We start from the raw sequence: 14,671 nt of genomic DNA, 5'->3' as shown, positions 1-14,671 counted from the left end.
GCGGCAACGCGATCGAGTGTCGCTGGTCGGTCAATTGTTTACCCTGCCGGTCACGCCAGTGGCTCCAGCGCCGACACCGCTATATGACGCCGGGTCCATAAAACAGGCGATGCCGATGACGACCAAATCGTCACGCCGCCGCTTAATAAAACGGCGGAAGACAGGAATATAAAGGGGAGGATAATTCCATGAAACGACAGATCCTCGCGACGCTCGGCCTTTTGAGCGGAACGGCGGTAATGCCGGCGACACCATTATGGGCCCAGGATGCACCTTCGCAGGCAGCCGAAGAACCACAGCAACTTGGTTCCGGCTATGGCACAGCCAGCGACATTGTCGTTACCGCACGGCGACGCGACGAAAGACTGCAGGACGTTCCTGTTTCAGTGAGCGCCTTCTCCGCCGCTGCGCTCGAGCGCAGCACGGTCCAGACCGTTCAGGACATCAACACCATCACGCCCGGTTTCCGGGCTGGGGCCGAAGGCGGCAAGGAAAATTCAGCCGTATCCCTTCGCGGCATCGGTCAGGTTCCGCTGGGCGAGGTGTCGCCGGGTGTCGTCACCTATTTCGCGAACGTGCCTCTGCCTTCCGTGGGATCGAATATTCCTACCTACGATCTGGCTAGCATCCAAGTGCTCAAGGGGCCTCAAGGCACTTTGTTCGGCCGCAACACTCTGGGGGGCGCAGTGCTGGTGAGCCCCGAAGCGCCAACATATGATTTCGGCGGCTATATAGAAGGGACCTATGGCCGCTTCGACTACAGGGAATTGGAGGGCGCGCTCAACATCCCGATCATTCCCGACAAAATGGCCCTGCGCGTGGCGGGACAAATGCGACGTCAGGATGGCCGAACGAAAAATCTGAATGGCGGTCCCGACTTCGACAATGTGCATCAGGACAGCGTCCGGGCATCGCTGCTAATCGAGCCGACCGACTGGATCAAGAGCCTGACCATAGTGGATTATTTCCGCGCCAATGAACGTGCAGGCGGCCTTTATCTCTACCGCGCCCAGCCCGGTGTGCTGGGGGCGATCTTCGGGCCGACGGAGGGCGCGTATCTCGACGCGCAGATCGCGAATTATCGCGAGATACAGAAGAAGAACTTCTACGGCGCGTTCGATGACGGCATCAACGGCGGCCAGGCCTATCGCCGACAACTGGGTATAACCAACGACACTTCGTTGACCTTCGGCAACATCACCGTCCGGAACATCTTTGGCTTCCGCAAGAACCGCGCGGATCAGATGATTAACACCGGCGCCACCGGCCCGCTCTTCTTCTCCTCCGGCGCTCCGTTCTTCGGATCGCAATTCTCCATCTTTCACGCGGGATCGGTGATTCAGCGGCAGTATATAACCAACGAACTTCAGGTACTTGGCGAATTCGATGGATTCAATTTCATCGTCGGCGGTTTCTATAATAATGATCGCTCCACCGGGCCGATGGGTTCCAATTTCCGCGCCTTCGCGGTGGGCGATGTCGATGGCGTTCCCGTAACAGCCCATGTCGCCAACAAAAATTACGCGGTGTTCGGGCAGGTCGGGATCGATCTTACCGACAAGCTGCGTTTCAATGTCGGAGCACGCTATAGCTGGGACAAGGTCAATGCTTGCGGCGGCGGCATATGGTCGACCTATGTTGACCGGGAGACATGCGACGCGCAAGCTGCACTCGGGCTCATCGACGGCGTGGCTATCGTAAGCAACAAAGGTCAGGAGCCCAGTTGGACCATTGGTTTCGACTACAAGCCGAACGACAACACCCTGCTCTATATCGTGTCACGGCGTGGCTATCGTGGCGCGAACGTCAACACGCCCGGCTTCGAAAGCCCGTTCACCACCGGTGGCGTCGGCTGCTCCAATCCAGGTGGCGCTTGCCCCGACCTGCGCCCCTACCAGAACACCAAGGAAGAAAAACTGACTGACGGCGAGATCGGCGCGAAGCTCAGTTTCCGGTCAGGGGAAGCTCGCGGTTTCTTCAACATCGCCGCATTCTACACCGACTACAAAGGCGCGCTGCAATTCCTGAATGCCCAGAATGTCGGCCTGCCCTTTACCACGCCGGATCAACCGACCAATGGCTCCGTCGCCGCGAACATTGCAAATCTGGAAATATATGGCGTTGAGATCGAAGCTTCGGTCAGCCCGGTCCGTTCCCTCACTGTCTCGTTCAACGGGGCGTTCACCAAGCAGAAGGTAAAGTCGCTCGGCTCGGTAACGTTCGGTCCAGGCGTTCCGACACCGGTCGCCACCGAAGCGCAGGTCAACTTGCCCACGCCCAGCTTCGCCGGCACGGCCAGCGTGAGCTGGACCCTGCCGTTCAGGCCCGCCGACGGCGAGATCGTTTTCAATGGCGATATCTATATGACCGATGACTTCGGCGGGCAGAATGGCGAAAAATTGCCGGGATATGCTCTGGCGAACGCACGGCTCGACTGGCGCGGGATCGGAGGGTCCGGCTTCGACCTGGGTGTTTACGTCCGCAACCTGACCGGCGCCCATTATTACCAGTCGCCGAGCGTTCTGCTCGCCAATTTTCCGACCAGTTCAGTCTATGTCGGCGATCCGCGCACCTGGGGCGTATCGGCCCGTTATCGTTTCTGACGAAGGACTACCGCTCTTGCGAGGGACACATCAAAGGGACGGCTGTGAAAAACTATGCATATGTCGTGCTGAGCAATCCGGTGCCAGGTCGCGATCAGGAGTATAACGACTGGTACAGCAATCGTCATCTGGCGGACGTGGTCGCCGTACCCGGCTTCGTTTCGGCGCAGCGATTCCGGCTGGTTGACCCAGAAGCGGAGGATGCTCCGCATCAGCGCTACATGGCCATCTACCGGATGCAGACCGATGATCCCTCTGCGATTGTCGCGGAACTCCAGACTCTTGTCGAGACAGGCCAGATGGAAATGAGCGACGCCTTTTCCCAGTCGGATATGGCCATCCATCTCTACGAGGAGATCACACCGGTAGTTGAGGTCTAGCACGTAGTCTAACGGCAAGACAGGACAGACCATCCGCCTCAGTCCCTTTCCGCTGGGCATCAAAAGCAGGCCATAGAGCCGCCTCAACGGCAATCCCGCCGGAAAGCGCGGCCAGCATTGATGCACATCGGCGAGGGAAACGATTGCCATAAGATTGCTTGCCCCATGCCGCGAGAGCCCAGGAGGATGTGATGAAAATCGGACTAAGCCGCCCTTATGCGGACCCTGGCCACCCCATAGCCGATGTCGACATGGGCGAGATATGCCAGATCGCCGAAGAGGCGGGACTGGACTGGGTGACCTATGGTCATCACACAATCCGGCCGCTGGACGAGCCAGTCTTGCCGCCCCATTTCGGCGTTCCACTCTATCTCGACCCCCTGATCGGAGCGGCTCGCGCACTGGCCATGACCAAGCGCATCGAAGTGTCTACCAGTGTGCTTATAATGCCCATGCAGCATCCAGTCGTTGTGGCGAAGCAGGTCGCAACCATCGACCGCTATAGTGGCGGCCGTTTTAGCCTGGGGCTGGGCGTGGGCGGCGCGAGCAGACTGGAAATCGAACTGACTGGCGGCAGCTTCGAGCGGCGCTGGGACTATACGATGGAAAGCATTGCGGTGATGAAAGGTCTGTGGACCCAGGACAGCTTCACCTTCGATGGCGAGTTTTTCAAATTTCCGCCCACATTGCTCGGTCCACGCCCCCTCACCCAGCCGCATCCGCCGATATCGCTAGGCGGGTTTAACGACAGGGTTCTACGCCGGGTCGCGACCAGCTGCGAAGGCTGGATACCCGTATATCACAATGATCGGCTCGCCTTTGGCGAGGGCTCCGGCCCGGAGAATTTGAAGGAGAGTCGAGCCAAGCTCCACCGCTTCGCCGAAGATGCAGGGAGAAAGATCGATCATTTCGACATTTCCGTCATTCTGACACGGAGTCCGAACTGGACGCTGTGCGAATTTATGAGGATGCCGGAGCCGATCGCGTCGCCGTGACCTTGCCCAAAATCGCTTCCATCGACGAAGCGCGGCGCGCCATCGAGATCATCGCGACGGGATTAAGGATATGAGAATCCTCAACCTGTTTTCCGCATAAGAACCAGATCGCCGCAAAGCCTTGCCCAACCCTATTTCCCGTTGAACAGCTATCCTGCAAGTGCCTGGATTGACCGATCGAATGCCAAATCCTGCGTAGCAAGGAACCGTTATCCCCCGCGATGCGTTCGGTTTCCAGGGCGCATATGGCAAGGATTTCAGGTCCGGATGAAAAAGGCAATGCCTGACCGGCTGGAAAACCGGTTCGAACTGCTCATCCAGAGCGTGACGGACTATGCGATCTACATGCTCGATCCCGCCGGTACGGTGAGCAGTTGGAACGCCGGGGCCGAGCGGCTGAAGGGATATCGGGAAAGCGAAATTATCGGCCAAAATTTCTCCCGTTTCTATTCGGAAGATGACAGGTTGGCAGGCGTTCCTTCGCGAGCACTAGACACAACGGCGCGCGAAGGGCGTTTCGAGGCGGAGGGATGGCGAATCCGCAAGGACGGATCGCGATTCTGGGCAAGCGTCGTCATCGATGCCATCCGCAATGCCGAAGGTGAGCTTCTGGGCTTTGCTAAGGTCACGCGCGACCTTACCGAACGGCGCGAGGCGCAGCAGGCTTTGGAAGAAGCGCGCGAGGCCATTTTCCAGACGCAGAAAATGGAAGCCATCGGTAAATTGACGGGCGGCGTGGCCCATGATTTCAACAATCTACTGGCGGTCATCGTGGGCAGCCTGGATCTTGCGCGGCAGCGTTTGGCCAGCGGGGCCGATATTTCCCGCTATATAGACAACGCCATGGCCGCAGCAGAGCGGGGCGCGACCCTGACGCAGCGCATGTTGGCCTTTGCGCGCAAACAGGAACTGAAACTGCAAAGCGTCGATTGCATCGCGCTGGTGCGGGACATGGCCGAATTGCTCAAGGCCACACTGGGCACGGGCGTGGGAATCGAAACCCGATTCCCCCTTGTCCTGGCGTCCGCTCAGGCGGATCCGGGGCAACTCGAACTCGCGCTGCTCAACCTTGCGGTCAATGCGCGCGACGCGATGCGTGGCGTGGGTTGCCTGATCCTCGAGGGGAGCGAAGTCGCAACCCCGCCAATTCCTCGCGGCGACCTGCAACCCGGCCCCTATATCCGCCTGTCGGTCATCGACGAGGGCGAAGGCATGGACGAAACGACGCTGGCACGCGCCACCGAACCTTTTTTCACCACGAAGGGCGTGGGCAAAGGGACGGGGCTTGGGCTGTCGATGGTCCACGGTTTTGCCGAACAGTGCGGCGGCGCAATGACCATCGAAAGCGAGGCGGGCAAGGGCACGACGGTTTCGCTCTGGTTGCCGGTAGCGGCGGCCAACGTCCCACGCGCCGAGGCAACCGTAACGGAAGTGGCATATGAAACCAGCACGCCACTGGTCATTCTGGCGGTCGACGATGATGATCTCGTGCTCATCAACACGGCGGGGATGCTGGAGGATCTGGGGCACACGGTATTTCAGGCCAGCGGCGCGGCCGACGCCCTTCGGATATTGGAGCAAGGCGACGTCGATCTGGTCATCACCGATCATGCGATGCCCGGCATGACCGGCGCGCAGCTGGCCGACGCGATCGAGGAAAAAATACCCGGCCTGCCGGTCATCATCATCACCGGCTTTGCCGAGTTGCCACCCCATGCAAGCAGCAGGCCCAGGTTGGACAAGCCCTTCAAACAAGCGGCGCTGGCCCAGATCGTAAGCTCGATACGCCGCCGGCCCTTGCCTGACCCGGCTGGCGGCAGCAATGGCGATTCCGGCCAGGGATAGATTTCCCGAACAGCAAAGGGGGGAATGTGGATTTTTTCCGCATGGCTATTGCAAGCGGCCGGTGCATGACCAAAGGAAGGAAATAAACCTTCTTTTCAGCCGGCAGGATCGCATGGACACGCCCGCAGCGCCCACACCCACATCGCATTTCTTCACGTCGCTGCGGACGCGCTTGCACTATGTGGATTGGGGAAATTCTGCAGCGCCGGCCCTGCTTCTGGTGCATGGGGGCTTCGACCATGCGCGCAGCTGGGACTGGACCGCCCGCGCGCTTTGCGGCGACTATCATGTCATGGCCGTCGATCTGCGCGGACATGGCGACAGCGGCTGGTCTTCCGACGGCGGCTACATGATGAGCAGCTTCGTCTACGATCTGGCGCAGATGGTGGATATGATCGGCGAAGAGACGGTGACGATCGTCGCCCATTCACTCGGCGGCGCCATCAGCCTGCGTTATGCGGGGCTTTATCCCGAGCGCGTGGCGAAGCTGGTCGCGATTGAGGGGCTTGGACTTTCCCCCGCGCGCTTACGGGAAAAGGCGGAAGAACCCGCGGTCGACAAATGGCGCGAATGGATCGATCGGCGGCGGAGCACGTTGCACAAACCCAGCCGCAAGCTGGCCTCGATCGAAGCAGGCGTGGAGCGGATGCGCGCGCGCAACGACCATCTGTCCGTCGAGCAGGCGTTGCACCTGACCATTCACGGCACCAACCGGAACGAGGACGGCAGCTATGGTTGGAAATTCGACCCCAGCCTGCGGGGCTGGTCGCCGGACACTGGTATCGACGACGAACTGCCGCAATTCTGGAGCCGGATCACCTGCCCCGTCATGTTGTGCCTTGGCCTGGACAGCTGGGCGTCAAATCCGGTTCAGGATGGCCGGGCCGCTCATTTTCAGGATGCGCGACTGGTGGAATTCGCCGATGCCGGCCATTGGCTGCATCACGACCAGTTCGACCGCTTCATTGCCGAACTGCGCGCTTTCTTATGAAGGGAAAGCAGCCACGGCGTCGCGATATTCAGCCTTGAGCTGGTCGATGAAGGCGCCTGCGGGCTGAATCTTGCGGATTGCGCCAATGCCCTGTCCGGCGCCCCAGATGTCGCGCCACGCCTTCTTTCCATCGCCGCCCAGTTTCGCGAAATCCATCGACGCCGCTGCGGGCAGATTGTCGGGGTCCATGCCCGCCGCGACGATGCTGGGTTTCAGATAGTTGCCCAGAACGCCGCTGAACACGTCGGAATACACGATATCGCCCGCGCCGCTGTCGACGATCATCTGCTTGTAGGCGGGATCGGCATCGGCTTCCTCCGTCGCGATGAAGGGAGACCCCATATAGGCAAGGTCCGCCCCCATCATCCGCGCCGCGGCAATGGAACGTCCCGTTGCGATTGCGCCGGACAACGCCAATGGCCCATCGAACCAGGAGCGGATTTCCTCCACCAGCGCAAAGGGTGACAAGGTGCCCGCATGTCCCCCTGCCCCGGCCGCCACGGCGATCAGGCCATCTGCGCCCTTTTCAACCGCCTTGCGCGCAAAGACATTGTTGATGACGTCATGCAGGACGATGCCACCATAGCTGTGGATCGCCCGGTTCACATCTTCCCGCGCGCCGAGCGAGGTGATGACGATCGGCACCTTATATTTGACGCAAAGCGCTAGATCCTCCTCCAGCCGCGCATTGGTGCGGTGGACGATGAGGTTGACGGCGAAAGGGGCGTCCGTTTCGGTCAACGCTTCCTCGATCTCCTGAAGCCAGCTTTCAAGAGTGCCCGAAGGCCGAGCGTTGAGCGAGGGAAACGCGCCGACAATGCCTGCGCGACATTGGGCGATGACCAGGGAAGGCCGCGATACGAGGAACATGGGCGATCCGATCAGCGGAAGGGACAGGCGGCCTTCAAGCAACGCTGGCAGGGTCATGTCGGTCTTTCTCCCTCTTAGGCAACCGTGGCGCTATCATCGCAAAGGGGTAGGAAAAAGGAGAAAATCTGCTGTGTTGATTAAATAATACAGCAATGTTAGATCGCCTGGGATCAGGCATTTGGCGGAGGCTGGCCATGTATAGCGAAAGCGATCTACAGGATGCCGTAGCGGCCGGCGCCCTTTCAGCCGATGCCGCCAACGCGCTGCGCGACCATGTCGCCCGGATGCGCGCCAGCCCGGTCGTCGATGAAGAACATTTCCGCCTGCTGACGGGCTTCAACGATATCTTCGTCGCCATTGCCAGCATCATATTGCTGGTAGCCGTCGGATGGCTGGGCAACAGCCTGCGGTTGGGCGCGGCGGAATATCACCCTTCCATCGCATCGGGCCTGCTGGTGGCAGCAGCCAGTTGGGGGCTGGCGGAATATTTCACGCGTCAGCGGCGGATGGCCCTGCCCTCGATATTGTTGCTGGGTGGATTTGTCGGCGGCGTGGCGTTTGCTCTGATGGCACTGGCCGGACAGATCTTGCCCGATGCGGATGACAGGATTGAGGGATTGATCGTGTCCGCCATTGCTCTGGCGAGCGCCGTTACGGCCTGGATGCACTGGCGGCGTTTCATGGTGCCCATCACCGTCGCAGCGGGAGCAGCGGCGGGCGCGGCAGTCGTAGCGGGCCTCGTCCTGTCCATCGCGCCGGGAAATGAAAGACTATGGATCATTCTGCTGCTGATTGCGGGCCTTGCGATCTTTGCACTGGCGATGCGCTGGGACATGTCGGACCGGGGACGCACGACCCGGCGTTCCGACGTGGCTTTCTGGCTGCATCTGACAGCGGCTCCCATGATCGCCCATTCGCTGTTTCATCTGTTGGGCGTGTTCGACGGGAATGAAATGGGCATCGGCAAGGCCATGATGGTCATCGCGCTCTATGTCGCCTTTGGACTGGTGGCACTGGCGATCGACCGGCGCGCCCTTCTGGTGTCAAGTCTGGCTTATGTGCTGTTCGCGCTCTATGCGCTGTTCCACAAAGCGGGCGCGGTCGAATTGTCCGCTGCCTTTACCGCGCTGGTGATCGGATCGGCCCTGTTGCTTCTATCCGCCCTTTGGCATCGGGCGCGGGCTTGGGTCGTCGGCAGCTTGCCCGATGTGCTGACGGATCGCCTGCCCTATCTGGACCGTGCCTCTCTGGATCAGGCTGCGGCCTGATCCGTCAATCCTCGACAATCTTGAGCAGTTTGCGTTCAACGGGCGCGAGGACGCCCTGAAGCTCCTGTCCGCGCTTGAGGACATGCCCCGCTTCACCGATCAATGCCCACATGCCTTGCCGGTGGCGCAGCGCGGGGCGCTTTTCGATGCGATATTCGGGGCGTTCGGCGGACCGGCGAAAGGCGGAGAAAATCGCCGCATCCCGGCCCATGTCCAGCGCATAGTCGCGCCAGTGCCCCGCCGAAACCATGCGACCATACAGATCCATGATCCGCTGGAGTTCCTGACGATCAAACCCGGTCTGCCCGACCTTTTGCCCATAAGCCGGAAAGGGTGTCACATTGGACATCAGGCGCGATCACGTTCCTTGAAAAGAGGAATGTCGTCCTTGCTGTCCGAACCAGCCCCACGCTGTTCCTTGATCAGTTGGGCCAGGCGCTTTTGAAGTTGCTCCATCTCGCACTGGAGCAGTTCCAGCTTCTGCTTTTCAGGATCGAAGCAATCGGAGCAGGGCGTGCCATAAGGCACGAAGTCACGCTGATAGGCCGTCACATCGACCAGCATCTGCCGCGCCGGTATGCCGACCATCGTCGCCCCTTCCGGCACATCCTTGGTCACCACGGCATTGGCCCCTACGCGCGCGCGCGCGCCTACGCGAATCGGTCCCAGGACTTGCGCGCCAGACCCCACGATCGCGCCATCTCCCAGTGTCGGGTGGCGCTTTCCGGCAATGCCATTGGCCGGGTCCGTTCCGCCGAGCGTCACATTCTGATAGAGCGTGACGTCATCGCCGATTTCCGCAGTCTCTCCAATGACGGTAAAGCCATGGTCAATGAAGAAACGCTTGCCGATCCTGGCGCCGGGGTGAATGTCGTTCCCTGTCAGGAAACGGGACAGATGGTTCACTGCCCGGGCAAGGAAATAGAGCCGCACACGATACAGACGGTGAGCTATACGATGAAAGGCCAGCGACCAGACGCCAGGATAGAGCAGGATTTCCGCGCGCGATCGAGGCGCCGGGTCCCGCGACTTCACCGAGTCCAGATATGCCATGAGGTTACGCAGCATCTTTTCGTCCCTGAACAACCCGTGCCATGCACGGTTCCGCTCTACATAGTCGCATGGGCCTGATTTTTCCAGAGAAGCCCTAAAGACAGCTTATCATCGTGGAAAGGAAAGCTGCTTGGCTTTACGCGTAATTTCTATCATTGAGGTAGACATTCGATTTATAGGCGGTTCATGATCGATTCTCTCCTCAATCATTTCGGCGACATCCTGCCCTTCATCCTCATCGGCTTTGGGGCCCAGATGATCGACGGCGCGCTGGGCATGGCCTATGGCGTCATTTCAAGCACCCTGCTGCTGGCCTTGGGCCTGCCGCCGAGCAAGGCATCGGCCAGCGTCCATGCGGCGGAAACCTTCACCACCGGCGTTTCGGCGATCAGCCACATCGCGCATCGCAATGTCGACTGGCGCCTGTTCGCGCGCCTCATCATTCCGGGCATGATCGGCGGCGTGGCGGGCGCCTATCTGCTGTCCAACATCGACGGCGCGATCATTAAGCCGATAGTCCAGATCTATCTGACCAGCATTGGCATCTATCTGATCTGGCGTGGTTTCCATTTCCCTCCACAGGCGCGCGATCCGAAATGGGTGGCGCCACTGGGGCTTGCCGGCGGCTTCATGGATGCCACAGGCGGCGGCGGATGGGGACCGGTAGTCACATCCAATCTGCTGATCCAGGGGTCCAGTCCAAGGCATACGATCGGGACGGTGAACACAGTCGAGTTTTTCCTTACCCTTTCGATCAGCATCACTTTCCTGCTGCATCTGGGGTGGGAGACGTTCACGACATACACCATCGGCCTTCTCGTCGGCGGCGTTGTGGCCGCACCGTTCGGAGCCATGCTGGCCCGCCATGTCGCGCCTCGCGTCCTGTTTGTCGCGGTGGGAGTCATCCTGACCCTGACGTCGCTGTTCGGAGTCGCCAAATGGCTTGGATATATAGGTTAGATCACTTATATTCGGCTTGTTAATCGAGAAAGCCGATCAAGATGTCCAACTACATGCCCACGCTCAAACAGCTCCAATATCTGGTGGCGCTAAAAGAGCATGAGCATTTCGGCAAGGCGGCCGATAGCTGCTATGTCACCCAATCCACGCTTTCGGCGGGGATCAGGGAACTGGAATCGCTGATCGGCGTGACGCTGGTGGAACGGACGCGGCGCGTGGTGCGCTTCACAGCGCTGGGCGATCAGATCGTTGAAAAAGCGCACCGCGTCCTTCGCGAAGCCGAGGAACTGTCCGCCATCGCAGAGGCTTCCGGCAAGCCACTGACCGGTGAACTCAGGATGAGCGTCATCCCAACCATCGCGCCTTTTCTCCTGCCGCGCCTGCTGCCTCGCCTGCGGGCCGACCGCCCAGAACTCAAACTTTATTTGCGTGAAGAAACGACGCAGGCAGGCATAGAATCCCTGCGCCATGGCAATGTGGACTGCGTCCTTCTGGCTCTGCCCTTCCCCACGGGCGAGGTGGATAGCGAAATCCTGTTCCAGGACCGGCTCTATGTCGCCTTCCCACGCGACGATCCGCGCGATCCGCCCGAATGGATCGGCCCGGATATGATCGACGAAACGAAGCTGCTCCTGCTGGAGGACGGGCATTGCCTGAAAGACCATGCACTGGCGGCATGCAACCGGCCGGAATTGCGGGCCAGCGCCACGATGATGGGAACATCGCTGCACACGCTGGTGCAGATGGTCGACAATGGGTTGGGCGTCACCATGCTGCCGGAAATGGCGATCACCGGGGGCATATTGGACCATACCCATATCACGGCGCGTCCTTTGCAATCGGAACGAGCCTACCGGGATATTGCGCTGATCTGGCGCAAAAACAGCCCGCGAGAGAAGGAATTCCGCCTCCTTGCCGAAATTTTACGGGCAGCGGAAACGCCACCCCTGAACCACGGCGAGGCGTCGCCGCTTTAGCGCGTCCAGCCGCGTGCTTTTTCCTCATCCTCCGCGCGCGCTTCGACCCAGCGAGCCGCGCCATCGGTGAAATGCTCCTTCTTCCAGAAGGGCGCGTGGGATTTCAGCCAGTCGATCAGGTAAGCGCAGCTTTCCAGCGCCGCCGTCCTGTGGCGGGATGCCGTGCCGACAAAGACGATGCGCGCCCCGGGCTCCAGCCGCCCCACGCGGTGAACGACGCTGACGCCCAATAGCGGCCAGCGAGACATCGCTTCATCAACGATCCGTTCGGCCTGCGGCAGGGTCATCGCTGGATAATGCTCCAGTTCCAGCGCCGTCAGCCCACCCTCGCCCCGCACGATGCCGGTAAAGCTCGCCACACCGCCACCACCCAGCGCTTCCAGTGCGGCAAGTTCGATGGCCGCATCGAAATCCTCCGTCTGGATGGAAATCCGCCTCATCCGCCCGTCACCGGCGGGAAGAGCGCCAGTTCCCGCGCCTCTCCGATCACATCGCCGAACGGAACGAAACGCTGATCGAGCGCTGCGCGAAGGCGGGAAGCATCGCTCAAGGCTTCCGCATATCCCCCGCCTCGCAACGCCAATGCCGCGACCAGATCGCCTATGGTCTTGCCGGGCGCAGGCCGCTCGATACGCTCTTCATCCAGGCCGATGGCTTCGCGCACCCAGGCGAAATAGACGAGGGTCAGCGTCGCCATCGTTCAATCCATATGCCGGATGCCGACGCGCAGATAATCCCATCCGGTGATGAGCGTCAGCACGGCGGCGGCCCATAATGTCGCAAGGCCGATCATCTGCACGAAAGCATATTGCGGCACCGCGCCAGCCAGGATCAGCGCGCCCAGGGCGATAATCTGAAGGGTCGTCTTCCATTTAGCGAGGCGGGACACCGGGACGGAGACCTGCAATCCCGCCAGAAATTCGCGCAGGCCGGAAACGGCGATCTCTCGCAGCAGGATGACCATGGCCGCGACGATATGAATGCCGGCGATGTCCCGCGTCGCCGCCAGCATCAGGATCACGGCGCCCACCATGATCTTGTCGGCGATCGGATCGAGGAAAATGCCCAGCCGGGACACGGCTCCCTGCGCGCGGGCAAGATAGCCGTCGAAATAATCCGTCACGCCCATGAGGCAGTAAAGAGCGAAGGCCAGCGCATAGCCGGTGGTCCAGCGCGCGCCGATTTCGGCGGGCCAGAGCAACGCGACCAGAAGGGGCACGGTCAGTATACGCGAAAGCGTCAGCAGATTGGGCAGCGTCAGCATAGCGGCGGACTGCCACAGTCGGGCCGCAGGCACAAGCATGGCGACATCGAATGGTCCTGATTGGACAGCAGGATTGGACGAGAGGGTTGGACAGCGACGGCGCCAGCGGCTAGACCCCGCCCGATTGTCCACAGCGAAGAAGACCGACCGCACATGCAGGCCTCGCTCAGGCTTCTCAACAAGCGCCGTTTCCTGCCGCTTTTCGTGACCCAGCTCCTCGGCGCGTTCAACGACAATCTGTTCAAGAACGCCATGGTGCTGTTCGTGGTGTATCAGGTCTATAACGACGAAAGATCGGAAACCTGGTTCAGCGCGCTGGCGACGGGGATTTTCATCCTGCCATTCTTCCTTCTGTCCGCGCTGTCAGGGCAATTGGCCGACCAGCGCGACAAGGCGACCATCATCCGCATCGTGAAGGCCGTGGAAATCGCGATCATGACGGTGGGCGCAGCGGGCCTTGCTCTCATCTGGAGCGGGATCGCCGTTCACATGCTTGCGATTCCCCTGCTGTTGACCGCGCTGTTCGCGATGGGCGTCCATTCGACCTTCTTCGGCCCGATTAAATATGCGATCCTGCCCCAGCACCTGCATGATGAGGAAGTTCTGGGCGGCACCGGGCTGGTCGAAGCGGGCACCTATATCGCCATTCTCGCCGGGACGATCCTGGCGGGTCTTATCCCGATCGAAGCGGCCGCCATCGGCATCATCGTCACCGCGCTCATCGGCTATCTGGCGGGTCGCGCCGTGCCCCCCGCCCCGTCGCTGTTGGAAAAGCAACCGATCGACTTTCACATCATCCGCTCGTCGGTCACGCTGGTGCGCGGGACGATGCATATCCGCCGCCTCTTCCTGGCGATCATGTCGATCAGCCTGTTTTGGGCGGTTGGCTCCATCCTGTTCATCCAGTTCCCGCCGCTGGTGAAGAATGTGCTGACCGCCGACAAAGCGGTCGCCAGCTTGTTCCTGGCCATATTTTCCATCGGCATCGCCATTGGCTCCATCGCGATCAATCGGCTGTTGTGCGGACAGGTCTCTGCCCGATTTGCCCCGGCTTCGGTCATCGGCATGGGACTCTGCATCATCGCTTTCCACATCGTGTGCGACCTGTGGACGCCAGAGCCAGGCGGGGAACTGCTTTCTCTCTCGGGCTTTCTGGCCCACCCCCTCGCCATCGCTCTTTCGCTCTGCCTGCTGGGCGTGGCGACATTTGGCGGCATGTTCGTGGTACCACTCTATGCCTTTTTGACCACGACCGTCGAAAAATGCGAAGCGGCGCGCACCGTGGCGGCCAATAATATTGTGAATTCCGGGGCCATGGTCATCGGATCGGTGATCGCCATCGCCCTCAGCATCGCGGGCATGTCTGTGGTCAATCAGTTGCTGTTGGTGGCGCTCTTGACGCTACCGTGCGCCTGGCTTGCCTGGAAACTGCACAAGGCCTGCGATGGCGTCCTGTGCGACTGAC

Annotated in this window: 15 protein-coding genes; 9 read left to right on the top strand and 6 right to left on the bottom strand. The window is 60.5% G+C overall.

The genetic code is table 11. The features are described 5' to 3' along the window. Positions 1-188: 188 nt before the first annotated feature. The 5 genes from ATN00_RS11070 (at position 189) to ATN00_RS11050 (ending at position 6,814) form a co-directional block, all read left to right on the top strand. Positions 189-2,603 (top strand): TonB-dependent receptor, encoded by a 2,415-nt coding sequence (locus tag ATN00_RS11070; RefSeq protein ID WP_062064667.1) that lies wholly within the window; start codon positions 189-191, stop codon positions 2,601-2,603. A gap of 44 nt (positions 2,604-2,647) precedes the next feature. Beyond that, complete coding sequence (locus ATN00_RS11065) at positions 2,648-2,983, top strand: DUF4286 family protein (protein ID WP_062064665.1); 336 nt, start codon at positions 2,648-2,650, stop codon at positions 2,981-2,983. A 191-nt stretch (positions 2,984-3,174) separates the two neighbouring features. Next, positions 3,175-3,978: an LLM class flavin-dependent oxidoreductase gene (locus ATN00_RS11060; RefSeq protein ID WP_062064663.1), complete on the top strand. Its 804-nt coding sequence runs from the start codon at positions 3,175-3,177 to the stop codon at positions 3,976-3,978. A gap of 267 nt (positions 3,979-4,245) precedes the next feature. Next, the gene (locus tag ATN00_RS11055) at positions 4,246-5,823 is read left to right on the top strand and encodes a PAS domain-containing sensor histidine kinase (protein WP_062064661.1); all 1,578 of its coding nucleotides are present in this window, start codon (positions 4,246-4,248) and stop codon (positions 5,821-5,823) included. A 112-nt stretch (positions 5,824-5,935) separates the two neighbouring features. Continuing rightward, positions 5,936-6,814 (top strand): alpha/beta fold hydrolase, encoded by an 879-nt coding sequence (locus ATN00_RS11050; protein ID WP_062068695.1) that lies wholly within the window; start codon positions 5,936-5,938, stop codon positions 6,812-6,814. Here the strand turns inward: ATN00_RS11050 and ATN00_RS11045 are convergent. Further along, on the bottom strand, positions 6,809-7,741 hold the full coding sequence (locus ATN00_RS11045; RefSeq protein WP_062064659.1) for an NAD(P)H-dependent flavin oxidoreductase: 933 nt from the start codon (positions 7,739-7,741) through the stop codon (positions 6,809-6,811). The genes ATN00_RS11050 and ATN00_RS11045 overlap by 6 nt on opposite strands. A gap of 137 nt (positions 7,742-7,878) precedes the next feature. Here ATN00_RS11045 and ATN00_RS11040 point away from each other — a divergent pair, with 137 nt between their 5' ends. Then, the gene (locus ATN00_RS11040; RefSeq protein WP_062064657.1) at positions 7,879-8,952 is read left to right on the top strand and encodes a hypothetical protein; all 1,074 of its coding nucleotides are present in this window, start codon (positions 7,879-7,881) and stop codon (positions 8,950-8,952) included. Positions 8,953-8,956: 4 nt separating this feature from the next. On the opposite strand, the gene ATN00_RS11035 is transcribed toward ATN00_RS11040, so the two are convergent. Next, complete coding sequence (locus ATN00_RS11035; protein WP_062064655.1) at positions 8,957-9,301, bottom strand: DUF2794 domain-containing protein; 345 nt, start codon at positions 9,299-9,301, stop codon at positions 8,957-8,959. Then, positions 9,301-10,020: a serine O-acetyltransferase EpsC gene (epsC, locus tag ATN00_RS11030; protein WP_062064653.1), complete on the bottom strand. Its 720-nt coding sequence runs from the start codon at positions 10,018-10,020 to the stop codon at positions 9,301-9,303. The genes ATN00_RS11035 and epsC overlap by 1 nt, the downstream gene beginning before the upstream one ends. Positions 10,021-10,191: 171 nt before the next feature. Here epsC and ATN00_RS11025 point away from each other — a divergent pair, with 171 nt between their 5' ends. Together ATN00_RS11025 and ATN00_RS11020 are read left to right on the top strand one after the other, a co-directional pair. After that, positions 10,192-10,965: a sulfite exporter TauE/SafE family protein gene (locus ATN00_RS11025; RefSeq protein WP_062064651.1), complete on the top strand. Its 774-nt coding sequence runs from the start codon at positions 10,192-10,194 to the stop codon at positions 10,963-10,965. Positions 10,966-11,006: 41 nt separating this feature from the next. After that, complete coding sequence (locus ATN00_RS11020; RefSeq protein WP_062064649.1) at positions 11,007-11,942, top strand: hydrogen peroxide-inducible genes activator; 936 nt, start codon at positions 11,007-11,009, stop codon at positions 11,940-11,942. Here the strand turns inward: ATN00_RS11020 and ATN00_RS11015 are convergent. The 3 genes from ATN00_RS11015 to pgsA are packed head-to-tail and all read right to left on the bottom strand — an operon-like array spanning position 11,939 to position 13,206. After that, the gene (locus ATN00_RS11015) at positions 11,939-12,382 is read right to left on the bottom strand and encodes a molybdenum cofactor biosynthesis protein MoaE (protein WP_062064647.1); all 444 of its coding nucleotides are present in this window, start codon (positions 12,380-12,382) and stop codon (positions 11,939-11,941) included. The genes ATN00_RS11020 and ATN00_RS11015 overlap by 4 nt on opposite strands. Continuing rightward, positions 12,379-12,639: a MoaD/ThiS family protein gene (locus ATN00_RS11010; protein WP_062064645.1), complete on the bottom strand. Its 261-nt coding sequence runs from the start codon at positions 12,637-12,639 to the stop codon at positions 12,379-12,381. The genes ATN00_RS11015 and ATN00_RS11010 overlap by 4 nt, the downstream gene beginning before the upstream one ends. 3 nt (positions 12,640-12,642) lie before the next feature. Further along, the gene (gene pgsA / locus ATN00_RS11005) at positions 12,643-13,206 is read right to left on the bottom strand and encodes a CDP-diacylglycerol--glycerol-3-phosphate 3-phosphatidyltransferase (RefSeq protein ID WP_062068693.1); all 564 of its coding nucleotides are present in this window, start codon (positions 13,204-13,206) and stop codon (positions 12,643-12,645) included. 153 nt (positions 13,207-13,359) lie between these two features. Here pgsA and ATN00_RS11000 point away from each other — a divergent pair, with 153 nt between their 5' ends. After that, positions 13,360-14,670: an MFS transporter gene (locus ATN00_RS11000; protein WP_062064643.1), complete on the top strand. Its 1,311-nt coding sequence runs from the start codon at positions 13,360-13,362 to the stop codon at positions 14,668-14,670. Position 14,671: the final 1 nt, after the last annotated feature.

The sequence above is a fragment of the Sphingobium baderi genome (assembly GCF_001456115.1).
Taxonomy (GTDB): Bacteria; Pseudomonadota; Alphaproteobacteria; order Sphingomonadales; family Sphingomonadaceae; genus Sphingobium; species Sphingobium baderi_A.
Note: the sequence above shows the minus strand (reverse complement) of the source record. Positions and strands in the feature narration are given on the sequence as shown.

Excerpts from the sequence above, each read along its gene's own strand:
- ATN00_RS11070 (WP_062064667.1), top strand. The coding sequence starts at position 189 with ATGAAACGACAGATCCTCGCGACGCTCGGCCTTTTGAGCGGAACGGCG.
- ATN00_RS11040 (WP_062064657.1), top strand. The coding sequence starts at position 7,879 with ATGTATAGCGAAAGCGATCTACAGGATGCCGTAGCGGCCGGCGCCCTT.
- ATN00_RS11000 (WP_062064643.1), top strand. The coding sequence starts at position 13,360 with ATGCAGGCCTCGCTCAGGCTTCTCAACAAGCGCCGTTTCCTGCCGCTT.
- ATN00_RS11035 (WP_062064655.1), bottom strand. The coding sequence starts at position 9,301 with ATGTCCAATGTGACACCCTTTCCGGCTTATGGGCAAAAGGTCGGGCAG.
- ATN00_RS11020 (WP_062064649.1), top strand. The coding sequence starts at position 11,007 with ATGTCCAACTACATGCCCACGCTCAAACAGCTCCAATATCTGGTGGCG.
- ATN00_RS11060 (WP_062064663.1), top strand. The coding sequence starts at position 3,175 with ATGAAAATCGGACTAAGCCGCCCTTATGCGGACCCTGGCCACCCCATA.
- ATN00_RS11010 (WP_062064645.1), bottom strand. The coding sequence starts at position 12,639 with ATGGCGACGCTGACCCTCGTCTATTTCGCCTGGGTGCGCGAAGCCATC.
- epsC (WP_062064653.1), bottom strand. The coding sequence starts at position 10,020 with ATGCTGCGTAACCTCATGGCATATCTGGACTCGGTGAAGTCGCGGGAC.
- ATN00_RS11025 (WP_062064651.1), top strand. The coding sequence starts at position 10,192 with ATGATCGATTCTCTCCTCAATCATTTCGGCGACATCCTGCCCTTCATC.
- pgsA (WP_062068693.1), bottom strand. The coding sequence starts at position 13,206 with ATGCTGACGCTGCCCAATCTGCTGACGCTTTCGCGTATACTGACCGTG.
- ATN00_RS11050 (WP_062068695.1), top strand. The coding sequence starts at position 5,936 with ATGGACACGCCCGCAGCGCCCACACCCACATCGCATTTCTTCACGTCG.
- ATN00_RS11055 (WP_062064661.1), top strand. The coding sequence starts at position 4,246 with ATGAAAAAGGCAATGCCTGACCGGCTGGAAAACCGGTTCGAACTGCTC.
- ATN00_RS11045 (WP_062064659.1), bottom strand. The coding sequence starts at position 7,741 with ATGACCCTGCCAGCGTTGCTTGAAGGCCGCCTGTCCCTTCCGCTGATC.
- ATN00_RS11015 (WP_062064647.1), bottom strand. The coding sequence starts at position 12,382 with ATGAGGCGGATTTCCATCCAGACGGAGGATTTCGATGCGGCCATCGAA.